The following is an 11,510-nucleotide window of genomic DNA, read 5'->3' on the forward strand; positions in this document are numbered from 1 at the left end:
ATCAGGCAGGAAATCGGATGCTTCCATTATTCACCTGCACATTCCCATGACCTGCTTTCCTCATCCGTCCTGATGCAAAATCATTGTTTGTGAATTGACGGAAATACTGCCTCGCTCCGTTATACGTCGTATACCACAGCTGGTTGATAATGGTATACGTTCCATGACCTGCAAAGCGGAGCGGATGGTAGGAAACACCAAAGACCGGATGAGTCATTTTAGCAATCCCGTACCTGCCCTTTTCATCCAGCCACAAACCCAGCATCTTCTCCATTTACACACCCCCCTCCCACTCTTCGACAGAAACGAGACCGCCCTCACCCACGTACGCGGTCCCTCTCCCCTTTAGGAGAACCGTTACAGGATAAACCTCCGCCATCTGATCAGAAAACAGCCACTTTCTACCCGGTTCGAGGAGCAAAAGAAAGCTTTCGTCTTCCTTTTCCCCTATAAAATTCAGGAGGTGCGGCCGGATTGGGCGCTTTTCTCTTTCGATGAGATTCAACCGTTCAAGAACTTCAGCCCCCTGCCCGGCGTCCACCGCCACAAAGCTCATTTCATTGACCTTCTGCAGGCTCTCTATGGAGAACGGCTGTCCATCACTCTTTGGAGCCGTACGCCTTGCGATACACTCGACAATATTACCGGCGGGATCCTGAAAGGAAAAGGCACGGGCCTGAAGATGCTGGAAGGCCGCCTCATCCTGATCCTCTTCTTTTAGGAGCGGGGTACGGGCCTTCACCCACTCTTTCGCCTCCTGAAACTGGTCTGCCGGGATATCAAAGGCGAAAAGATAAAAAGGATGTCCTTCCTCTACTTTTAGAAAAGTGATGGTGCTTCTCCCAGCTTCAATGGTCAGCTGACCTTCTCCCGATTCTCTCTCCTTAAAACCGAGGACCTCTTCGTAAAAATGTTTCATATCCTTGAGCGGCCGTGTATCCAGCATGACTTTTTCAATAAACATTTCTCATTCCTCCTTCACAGCGGTACCTTCATGGTAAAGAGAGGGGAAAGGAATCACATCAGGGGACAGACCGATGTTTTCTACGTCTTTCGATGGAGATCAAGACCCGCTGCAATCATTTTCTGTCTGCCACAACAATCAAAAAGGCGGCCGGAAACTTTCCCGGCCGCCTTTTTGGTATCTTATCCCTCATATTCAGCAAGAGTTACTGCGAGCTCATCCTCAATCTCCTGAACGGAACCTAAATAGTTATTCAAAAGGATGGAGAAAATCAACTCCTCCCCGTCTTTCGTCGTAACATAGCCGGAAAGCGAGGTCACACCAGTCAAGGAACCTGTCTTGGCATGGACATTCCCTTCAGCCGCTGTGTCCTGCATCCGATTCCTCAATGTACCCCCAACAAAACGTTCTTCCTTTCCTGCCACGGGAAGGGATGTGTAGAACGCGTCATACCACGGTTCCTGGCGAACTTTATATAAGAGTTCTGAGATTTCATCGGCCGGAACCATATTGACATGCGACATGCCTGACCCGTCCCGCAGGCGCATCGTATCTGCATCCACATCAATCGTCTGCACATACTCTTCTACGACATCCAACCCTTTATCCCAGCTGCCCTCATCGTAAACGGTCCGCCCCATTTCCTTGATTAACACCTCAGCGTGTCCGTTATTACTCAGCTTCATGAATGGGATGAACAAGTCTTCAAGCGGCATCGATGTATGAGATGCAACAAGGTCGGATTTCTCCGGCGTTTCCGCGTACGTCATCTTTCCTTTCACCTTTATGCCGGCTTCCTCCAACGCCCTTTGGAAAAGGTCGAGCGCAAGTCCAGACGGCTCATCGACCGCCACCCAGGAGCGGGACCGGCTGCCTTCAAGTGGAAGAGTCCCTTCCACAATAATCTCGTTTGTTCCGTGTTTCCGTTCAATCGTGACATCTTTCTCTCCATCTTCAGCAACCGTCTTCGTTTGATTGATGATTTTTACGTGGTCTGTTTCCGGTGTCACTTCGACAACGGCCTCTTCCCCTTCCTCCGCCGCTGGATAGGCAGCGACGATCACCGTTCCTGCATCGTAATCTTCATTAGGCGCAGCTGTAAGGGCAGAAATCTGAGAAGCATAATAACGGGATTCATCATTCCAGGAAATGTCCTCAGACAAACGGATATCATCGTACCATGTGTCATCCGCAACCAGGCTTCCTTTGACTGCCCTGATCCCTTGGTCCTTAACTTGTTGGGCAAGCTCCTGAAAATCCTCATAGAGAAGGGTCGGATCTCCTTTGCCCTTTAGGTAAAGGTCCCCGTGAAGCTGACCTCCTCTTATTTTCCCTTCTGAATACACTTCCGTATCAAACGTGTAGCGGGGGCCAAGCGTATCCATCGCAGCCGCTCCCGTCAGCAGTTTCATGTTGGAGGCCGGCTTCAACCGGTCATGGGCATCATGTTCATATAAGACCTCCCCCGTGTCGGCTGAGCGGACACTCACACCGCTCAACGCTCCGTCCAGCTTCTCATCACTTAATAGAAGGTTGAGTTGATCCACCAATTCTTCATGTTCCAAAGAAGCCGTTACTTCTGTCTGGACAGGCTGAAAAGGAAAAAACAAAACAAGACTCGTCAACGTCAGGACTGCAGCATTGGATAATTTCCGCATATGTATACGTCTTCCTCCTCCAATATGGGGTCTTCTACACCTTACCAAAAATTACAGAATATTATAATAATTAACAGAAATTTTCCACAAAACAGCCCCAAGGAAGCAGTTCTTTGGATAGAGTATCAACCTATCTATCCTCTCAGCTGCGTGACCAGTCCCATGCGTCTTGTTGGAGTTGTTGGACTAACCCGCCCTTTCCCTCGATGTACGCGTCGATATTAAAACGGTGGGCCTGCGCCAGCTGCTTTATCAACCGCGCATAAGCGTTCCGCTCCGCGTCATGCGTCCGAAGATAATCACGGAACACGAGATGACACTCTATTTCAGGACTTTCCACTTCAAATACGTGCACATGGTGGGTTCTATCCTGTCCTCCTTTTTGAAAAAAACGACGGCCGGGCAATCCGTTCTCACCTTTCGCTTCATATCCTGCCTCCTCCATTGCATCGACCGCTTACAAATCACTGACGACAGGAAGTATATCAATCACCGGCTTGGCCGCAAGTCCGGGAACTGCTGTACTGCCGATGTGATGAACATCGACGAGCGCTGATCCAAAGATCTTTTCCAATATCCGCTTTTCCTGTTGAAATAAAAATGACCAGCCCGTGTCATAAGGGACAACCTCCACCTTCCTCATCCGACCCCCCCTTTATTTTCCTCATTATCCACATTCAAGTATAGCAGATGAGTAAATGTGTCCCGTTTGAGCAAACTATTTTCGTTCCTGTCCTTCATCGTGTATAACTTATCGTGTAACATCACTTATTTAGGAGGTACCATCATGAGCAAAAAAGTTCTAATGGTCGTAACCAATCACACTAAAATCACAGATGATCATAAAACAGGCCTGTGGCTTGAGGAGTATGCTGTTCCTTATAATGCCTTCAAAGAGCAGGGCTATGAGGTAAAAGTAACAAGCATCCAGGGTGGCGAAGTTCCACTGGATCCCAACAGTATTCCTGAAGAAGAAGTGAAAGAATGGGCGGAAGCTCAAGCACAGCTGAAGGATACAGCCAAGCTTTCCAAAGAAGATGCCAATGGATTTGACGGTATTTTCCTTCCAGGCGGACACGGGACAATGTTCGACTTCCCGGAAAACGAAACGCTTCAGTATGTCCTGCAGCAGCACGCGGAGCAGAACAACGTTATCGGTTCGGTCTGTCACGGACCAAGTGGTCTCGTCCATGCGACGTATGAAAACGGCACTCCGATTGTAAGCGGCAAAAAAGTGACCGGATTCACGGACTCCGAAGAAATCGGCATGGGGCTGGATGTGCATATGCCATTCATGCTGGAAACAGAACTGCGTAACAAAGGCGGCGAATTTTCCAAAGGGGATGACTGGAGCGCCTACGCGGTCCGCGATGGTAATCTGGTAACCGGCCAGAACCCGATGTCCAGTGAAAAAGCTGCGGAGAAAATGGTTGAAGCTTTAAAAGAAAACTAAAAACCCCCTTTCCAAAAGGAAAGAGAGTTCCAGGCTGTCGGGATCGTTCTCGACAGCCTTATTTTATGTCAGGGGTGCTCCTTTCATCGGCTGAAAAAACCGGGTGGAAATCTGGTCATGCGGCACCGGAGCACTGCACAGGTATCCCTGGTACTGGTGGCATTTCCTTGAAATCAAGTAATCCAGCTGGGACGGCGTTTCTACACCTTCTGCGATGACGTTCAAGTTCAAATTGAGAGCCATATGAATAATCGTATCTACAACAGCCCTGTCTTTGGAACTTTTGTGGATCGTCTGAATGAACGATTTATCAATTTTAAGGGTATCAAGCGGGAAGTCCTTCAAATAATTCAAGGAGGAATATCCGGTCCCGAAATCATCGAGGGAAATTTTGATCCCCATCGCTTTCAGCTCATGCATAAAAGGAATCGCTGTTTGCGGATTTTGTACGACACTCTCCGTCAACTCGAGATCCAGGTACTTCGGATCCAGACCGGTTTCGTCCAGGATCTCTTTAACGGAATCCACAAATCCTGGATCGTTGAACTGGACGGCTGAAATGTTGACAGAGATATGGCAAAGCTCATGCCCTTCGTCAAGCCATGTTTTGAACTGAGTACAGGCTTTTTTTAAAATCCATTTCCCCAGTGGAATGATCAGCTTCGTCTCCTCGGCAAGTGGAATGAAATCCAGAGGAGAAACAAGTCCCAGTTCACGGTGATTCCAACGAACGAGCGCTTCGAAGCTCTTCACATCCCCCGTACCAATAACGACCTGAGGTTGATAGTAAATCTCGATCTCCCCGTGTCCGGCCGCTTTTCTCAGACCGGTTTCCAGCATCATTTTCCTGGAAATCATTTCATTAATCTCCATCGTAAAGAATTGATACTGGTTGCCGCCCTCCTGTTTTGCCTGATACATCGCCGTATCGGCAAATTTAATAAGATCATCCGCCTCCAGGCCGTCCTCCGGATAAAGACTGATTCCGATCGACGGCGTCACGAACAGTTCCACCTCATCAATGAAAAAAGGCTCACGCAGAGCATCAAGCAGCTGACTGGCAGCCATGCCGGCTTTATAGGAACTTGTTTCTCTCAACACCAGAATAAACTCATCCCCGCTCTGCCGGGCAGCAAAATCGTTGTCCCCCAATCCAGCCTGCAGCCTCTCTGTTACCTGCTTCAGCAAGGCATCCCCTGTCTTGTGTCCATACACATCATTGATTTGTTTAAATCGATCCAGATCCAAGAACAAGACGCCGGCTTCCTCGTTGTTTTTGTGCGCCTGCATGAGCACGGTCTCCAAGTGATCGTTCAGCATTCTCCGGTTCGGAAGATGGGTCAGTTCATCTTTATACACGAGCTCATTGATCCGCTCCTGCTGTTGAACCCGCTCCGATATATCACGGATGATTCCGGTATAATACGTCTGCTCGTCGTTGGAGGTCGAGGATAAGGATAACTCCAAGGGGAATACCCTTCCTGTGGCATGCATTCCCTCGAGTTCCACCGTCTGTCCAATCACACGCGCTGCTCCATTTTTCAAAAACAGAGCTGCCCCTTCAGGGTGTGCTTCATAAAACGAAGGCGGAACGACGATATTGATAAGCTGACCGACCGCTTCCTTCTGGCTGAACCCGAAGGTATCGACAGCTGCCTGGTTCCAGGCGAGAATCTTTCCTTCCTGGTTCATGGTGATTACGGCATCGTTCGCCGATTCCACAATGGTCTGGTACAGGGTATCCATGAAAAGGATATGATCGCTGTGCTCTTCCATTTTCGTATCGTACCGGTTCACTAAAATAAACAGTCCGATTAACACAAACACTCCGAACGTCACGATGTATCCGAGCGGCGTCGGGTCTATAAAAGGATCGGTATGAGCGGACGTTTCCACATGATAAAAGCTTGCTGATGCCATTCCGGTATAATGCATTCCGCTGATCCCGGCCCCGAGCACCAAGGAGGCTCCTATTTTAAAACGCTTCATCCTTCTTGGGTAATTCATAAAACTCTTCAATACAATCAAAGCGGTAAAAGAAGCCGCGAAAGCAATGGCTGCCGAAGCGGCAACAAGCTGCGCATCATACTGGATCGCGGCTTCCATGATCATCGCTTCCATGCCGATATAATGCATCGAAATGATGCCGAGGCCGATTACAATCGAACCGACCGCTGCGTCGATCCGCTTTTTCAATCCACGGCTCATTAAATAAAAAGCTAGAAAACTGGCTCCCGCTGAGGAAAGGATGCTCAACGTCAAAAGCCATGAATCATACCGGACCGGCATGCCCATGTCATAGGCGAGCATCGCTACAAAGTGCATCGACCAGATGCCGCCGCCCAGCGTAAGCGCTCCAGCTGCTATCCATTTCCACTTCGTCAGGCCGGAAGCTTTCTTCAACCGTTCCACCATCGTCAACGAAGCAAATGATGCCGCCACAGCTGCAACAATCGATAAAATTACAAACCATGTATGATAGGAACCTGTCATTTCCACTCGTCTTTTCCCTCTCTTCTTTTTAGCTCTTTCTTATATCGGCGGCCGGATGTCAAATTAGAGAGAATTCTGGAAAAGAATCACGCCTGAGCTTAGCTTTTTTGACGGAGGGTAAAAGACATAGTAGGATGAACAAACACACGTGACAAGTGAGGTGGTTTTTTGGACTCTTGGAGAAGTTGGTCGTGGGAGGATATTTTAGCCGTCATCCTTTTCCTAACCGCCGTTATCCTGCTTCGATGGATATTAACAGGACTTGTGAAACGTCTGTTTTCAAGCCGTCCACGGGCAGAAAAAGCTTTTCTATCTTTAATCAACTGGTTTTCCTACAACGGGATTCTCGTCTTTATCATTTTTTATTTTGCCGATTCCAAATGGCTGTTCTACGAGCTCATCCCTATAGAAAGTGTGGATGTCACCCTTTTTCTCATTATCGTAGCGCTTCTGATTCTGACGTTCGCCTTCCGGATTTCCCGGATTTTGAACAGGTACATCTTTCCGTTCTTTTATGACCGGCATCAACTGGATAAAGGCACCCGTTTCACTATGGAACGCGTCATTCATTATATCATCATGGTGATTGCGTTTTATATCAGTTTGACAACGGTCGGTATTGATCTCAGCGCCCTTGCCGTTTTTGCCGGAGTGCTCGGCGTCGGGATTGGTTTCGGGATGCAGAACATTGCCTCCAACTTTATTTCCGGACTGATTCTTCTTTTCGAACGGCCGATCAAAGTAGGAGACCGGGTCCTCATTGATGATGTGGTTGGTGATGTCCAGCGGATCAGCATGCGGGCGACGATCGTACGCACGTTAGAAAATGAGCACATCATCATTCCGAACTCGTATTTTCTAGAAGAAAAAGTAGTCAACCGTTCCTTTTCCGACCCACGCCTTCGGTTAACCATTCCAGTTGGTGTCGCCTATGGTTCAGATGTAGAAAAAGTGAAGGCCGCTCTTCTTCAGGTAGCCGCGGACGCTCACGAAGCGAATGCGTATGTCCTCAATGATCCGAAGCCTTTCGTAAACTTTAAAGGCTTTGGCGATTCCTCGCTCGACTTTGAGCTGTTCGTCTGGATATCTAAACCGGAGGATTTGATCCCGATCAAAAGTGAGCTGAACTTCAGCATTTACGCAGCGTTCAGCCGTGAAGATATTGAAATTCCATTTCCCCAGCGCGATTTACATATTAAATCGAACGCAGCTGGGTGGTTTAACGAAAAGGAAGGGCAGCCTTAACCAGGCGCCCTTCTTTGTCGTTTTCATCTAATGGGAAGGATATAACAACATCTGGAACAACATCTCTCCTCTATCACATCAATTATTGAATAAGCGTCATCGTTATGATGAGAGTCGTTAAACACGGACCAAGCTGATACCCTTTTTTCTTCATGAATAAAGAATTCCCAATGGGTAAGGCAGTAGTATCCTTACAACAAACCATATAATAACGGCCAAAAACAGGAACATCACAGCGATACTCAACGTCTGCCTGTAACGCTTTTGTTCTCTTAAATTTAAGTGAATGATATCCCAGACCAGCCTTAGGAAGAGTAAACCCATAATAAGGAACATGAAGAAAATCAGTGACGTATCAAACACTTTAGAAACGATAAATACTACAAAGATCCCGATAAAAGTTAAGAGGTTGTCCATTCTTTTATCCACTTGCTCGATATTCCCATCTATTGCTCTAACGATTCCCTTCACGAAACGCCCCCCCTTTGAGTCAAACCTATGTATTTGAATTACTAAACCAATGTGGGCTCTTTCCTCATATTGCTGTTATTTCCACTGATAGATCAGCGGATAAAAATCCAGCATAGTCACCGTGATCAATCCTTGATGTATCTGTCGCCAGTCATTTTTTTCTGGAGTGAGATTATCGGGTGGGATTGATGGATTTGCGGTAAATGGTTTGTTCGGCATCAGCCTTTTGTTCCTCAACCTTATGTAAGTGTCGATCATTATCTATACCTGTTTAGAAGCCCAAACGAAGAGCATTCCCAATAAAATAGTCGAAATAGAGAGGAGCAGGAAAGATCCTCCTAGAATCAGGGCTGGAATGAGGTAACAGACAGCAGCAGCTGTGATGAACCATCCTGTAACAAATAAAAAGCTGGACAAAAATTCAATGATGTTTTTTATAAAATCACCTCATTTAAATACATCGTTCGTTGCCGGCAGACTTCTATGCACTTACCTTCCTGCTGTTGATAAAATAAAATACACAATAACTCAGGAATAATATCGTTAAATAAAACAACTCAGGATAATTTGTTTTTATGCCCTCCAAGCGGGGATCTCCCACATTAAAGAATTCAAAGAGAAAATTTGCAAGCATGAACAGAATGATTGTTGACCAGCTTTGTATCACTGCTTTTTGTTTAATCCACTGTTTTCGTTCATCTTCTTTAGGCTTGAAGATAAATTCTCGACTGCCGGACAACACCCCAACAATACCAAGCCAGATAAACGGAATAACTAAGTTTGTTAAAAATACACTCATCTTACACGTCCCCTTCTACGGTTATGGTTTAAATACCTGATCAACAGTGGTTCCTAGCTGTTTTGCGATATTAAATGCCAGTTTCAAGGTGGGGTCATACTTGTTATTTTCTATCGCATTGATCGTTTGACGGCTGACATTACACAGATCGGCAAGTCTTCCCTGGGAAACCCCAAGCTTTTCTCTTAACGGCTTAATCTTGTTTTTCAAATCGTTCCCACCTTTTTTCTTCAGCTGACTGTCAAAAGTATTTTACACTTAAATGGTAATAAAACCCAATCATAATGTCAAATACTTTTGACAGTGTAGTTATACTATATCTAAGTAGAGCGAGTATTGACATTATAAAAAGGAGACTGGTTCTCTCCTTTATTTTATAGTGATCATATACACGTCTACCTCTCCCTCTTTCATAAACATCTCTTTAGACTTATGCATGCCGATCGAACGGGCGATATGTGCGGATGCTGTATTGCCCGGCTGTATAAGGGAGATATACCTTTTCTCACTCCTGTGCTTCCTGCCATAGCTCAGCAATAATCCAGCCGCTTCCTTTGCATATCCCCGTCCTTGGAACTCGTTGATGATCCAATAACCGATTTCCACCTCTTCTTTTCCGTCAACCTGTTGGGGTACCAAGCCGGCATGCCCGATACGCTCTCCGCTCTCCTTTTCGATCAGAACCTTTAGTCCGAGATCAGGATCTGATTCCTCATGTGTATGAATCCAATGCAGGAATTCACGGGCTTCCTGTTTTGTTTTCACTCCCCCATCACCGATATAATTCATCATTTCAGAATCTGACAGCATTCCAAACAGGAAAGAGAAATCCTCTTTTCTATAGGATAGAAATTGAATACGCTTTGTAGACCACATGAAACCCCTCCTCTTATATTCACTATTACAGTTTTTCCATTCATGAATTTTCCACTTATGGGCAGGTTACGGATGAAGGGGATGCTTATGAAAGATTATACAGAAGATGGACGCCTATCTGAAATACAACAGTCGTTTGGGAACAGCTCAGATATTAATATCCGACCTTTTCAACATCCACGTTTTTCGATCAGTGGAGTGCTGGTATACATAGACGGGATTGTAGATACGTCGGTGATTGAAAAACATATCCTGCATCCTCTGTTGGATGAACGAAATCGAAACAGGAAAACAGGGGATTTGGATATAGAAAAAGCATTGGAAACGGCAGGTGTGGAAGTTGTCCCCTTTTCCTCCTATAAGGACAAGCTGATCAATGGATGGACCCTTATTCTGCTTAAGGATCGTGACCAGGTGATTGCGGCAGATACTGCTAAGTGGAAAGAACGCGCTCTTACTACTCCTAAAGGGCAGCGGGCGGTCGAGGGGCCGGATATCGGATTTAACGAGAGTAGAAAAAGTAATGTGGCACTGGTGAGAAGCATTGTGAAAAATCCGATGCTGCGTGTCGAAACTGAAACGTATGGAAGCATCACTCAAACGTCTGTTTCCCTTGTGTACATTGAATCCAAGGTGGATGAAGCGATTCTGAAGGACGTCAGGGAAAAACTCTCCCACGTATCCATGGATTATATCTTGGACTCGAACTTCATATCAGAGTACCTGACAAAAGAATCCAAATCAATTTTCCCATTAATCATCAACACCGAAAGACCTGACGCAGCCGCAGCGCAGATCATTGGGGGAAGAGTGTGCATCCTCGTGGATGGTTCTCCCTATGCACTGATTGCCCCTGCAGAATTGGTGCAGTTTTTTCATACAGCCGAGGATTATTATATTCAAAGCCGCTTCAATCCCCTCCTCCGGCCGCTCCGTATCTTGTTTTTTTGGCTGTCGCTTTATATTCCTGCTCTTTATGTTGCCTTTACTACATTTCATGCAGGAATACTGCCGGATAACCTCCTTGTCGGATTCATGGCTCAGAGGCAGGTGGTCCCTCTGCCTACGTTTTTGGAAGTGGTGATTGTCAACTGGCTGATAGATGCCATTTATGAAGGCTCCAACCGGCTGCCGCAGAGTGTTGTCCTTACGATTTCAATATTTGGAGCGATTGTATTCGGACAGTCGGCCGTTGAAGCCCAATTGATTCAGCCGATCACCCTCGTCGTTCTAAGTGGATCGTTTATATTATCGAGTATCGTCCCGGTAGCCGCACTGAACTATGCGACACGTTTTTTACGTCTCAGCCTAATCTTAATCAGCGCCCTTCTCGGGCTGTATGGATTGGCTCTGGCTACTTTAATGCTGCTTATCCATTTATGTTCCCTGAAAAGTTTCCAAGTTCCTTATCTTTCACCGATCGCCCCTTTTACGTGGAAAGATCAAAAAGATACCATCATCAGGGAAGCCATGCCTGAACTTAACCCGACAGAAGTGAATTTTACGAAAGAAGAGGATCCATCCTCAAAACGTTGATGGTGGAGGGACGTA

Annotated in this window: 11 protein-coding genes and 1 pseudogene; 3 read left to right on the forward strand and 9 right to left on the reverse strand. The window is 46.5% G+C overall.

From position 1 onward, the window contains the following. Position 1 precedes the first annotated feature (1 nt). From ACXADP_RS14150 to ACXADP_RS14165, 4 genes and pseudogenes are all read right to left on the reverse strand, one after another. Positions 2-274 carry a hypothetical protein gene (locus tag ACXADP_RS14150; protein WP_206931909.1) on the reverse strand — a complete coding sequence of 91 codons (273 nt, stop codon included), beginning with the start codon at positions 272-274 and terminating at the stop codon, positions 2-4. Further along, entirely contained in the window at positions 275-964 is a 690-nt protein-coding gene (locus tag ACXADP_RS14155) for a VOC family protein (RefSeq protein WP_474971761.1), read from the reverse strand. It lies immediately after the preceding gene. 182 nt (positions 965-1,146) lie between these two features. After that, positions 1,147-2,622, reverse strand: a complete 1,476-nt coding sequence (gene dacB / locus ACXADP_RS14160; RefSeq protein WP_474971762.1) for a D-alanyl-D-alanine carboxypeptidase/D-alanyl-D-alanine endopeptidase — start codon at positions 2,620-2,622, stop codon at positions 1,147-1,149. A 142-nt stretch (positions 2,623-2,764) separates the two neighbouring features. Next, positions 2,765-3,265, reverse strand: a pseudogene (locus ACXADP_RS14165) (GrpB family protein). A 144-nt stretch (positions 3,266-3,409) separates the two neighbouring features. Here ACXADP_RS14165 and ACXADP_RS14170 point away from each other — a divergent pair. Continuing rightward, on the forward strand, positions 3,410-4,075 hold the full coding sequence (locus ACXADP_RS14170; RefSeq protein ID WP_027953684.1) for a type 1 glutamine amidotransferase domain-containing protein: 666 nt from the start codon (positions 3,410-3,412) through the stop codon (positions 4,073-4,075). A 63-nt stretch (positions 4,076-4,138) separates the two neighbouring features. On the opposite strand, the gene ACXADP_RS14175 is transcribed toward ACXADP_RS14170, so the two are convergent. Then, complete coding sequence (locus ACXADP_RS14175; RefSeq protein WP_474972319.1) at positions 4,139-6,568, reverse strand: EAL domain-containing protein; 2,430 nt, start codon at positions 6,566-6,568, stop codon at positions 4,139-4,141. Positions 6,569-6,736: 168 nt separating this feature from the next. On the opposite strand from ACXADP_RS14175, the gene ACXADP_RS14180 reads away from it, so the two are divergent. Further along, the gene (locus ACXADP_RS14180; protein WP_474971763.1) at positions 6,737-7,813 is read left to right on the forward strand and encodes a mechanosensitive ion channel family protein; all 1,077 of its coding nucleotides are present in this window, start codon (positions 6,737-6,739) and stop codon (positions 7,811-7,813) included. Between the two features lie 150 nt (positions 7,814-7,963). On the opposite strand, the gene ACXADP_RS14185 is transcribed toward ACXADP_RS14180, so the two are convergent. The 4 genes from ACXADP_RS14185 to ACXADP_RS14200 form a co-directional block, all read right to left on the reverse strand. Beyond that, positions 7,964-8,284, reverse strand: coding sequence for a hypothetical protein (locus tag ACXADP_RS14185; RefSeq protein ID WP_474968002.1), 321 nt, complete (start codon positions 8,282-8,284; stop codon positions 7,964-7,966). Positions 8,285-8,765: 481 nt separating this feature from the next. After that, positions 8,766-9,083 (reverse strand): hypothetical protein, encoded by a 318-nt coding sequence (locus ACXADP_RS14190; protein WP_474968001.1) that lies wholly within the window; start codon positions 9,081-9,083, stop codon positions 8,766-8,768. Positions 9,084-9,104: 21 nt separating this feature from the next. After that, positions 9,105-9,293: a helix-turn-helix transcriptional regulator gene (locus ACXADP_RS14195; protein WP_027953680.1), complete on the reverse strand. Its 189-nt coding sequence runs from the start codon at positions 9,291-9,293 to the stop codon at positions 9,105-9,107. A gap of 159 nt (positions 9,294-9,452) precedes the next feature. Then, on the reverse strand, positions 9,453-9,959 hold the full coding sequence (locus ACXADP_RS14200) for a GNAT family N-acetyltransferase (RefSeq protein ID WP_474971764.1): 507 nt from the start codon (positions 9,957-9,959) through the stop codon (positions 9,453-9,455). A gap of 87 nt (positions 9,960-10,046) precedes the next feature. Here ACXADP_RS14200 and ACXADP_RS14205 point away from each other — a divergent pair, with 87 nt between their 5' ends. Continuing rightward, on the forward strand, positions 10,047-11,495 hold the full coding sequence (locus ACXADP_RS14205) for a spore germination protein (protein WP_474971765.1): 1,449 nt from the start codon (positions 10,047-10,049) through the stop codon (positions 11,493-11,495). Positions 11,496-11,510: the final 15 nt, after the last annotated feature.

The organism is Halobacillus sp. AWH4_228 (genome assembly GCF_056158365.1).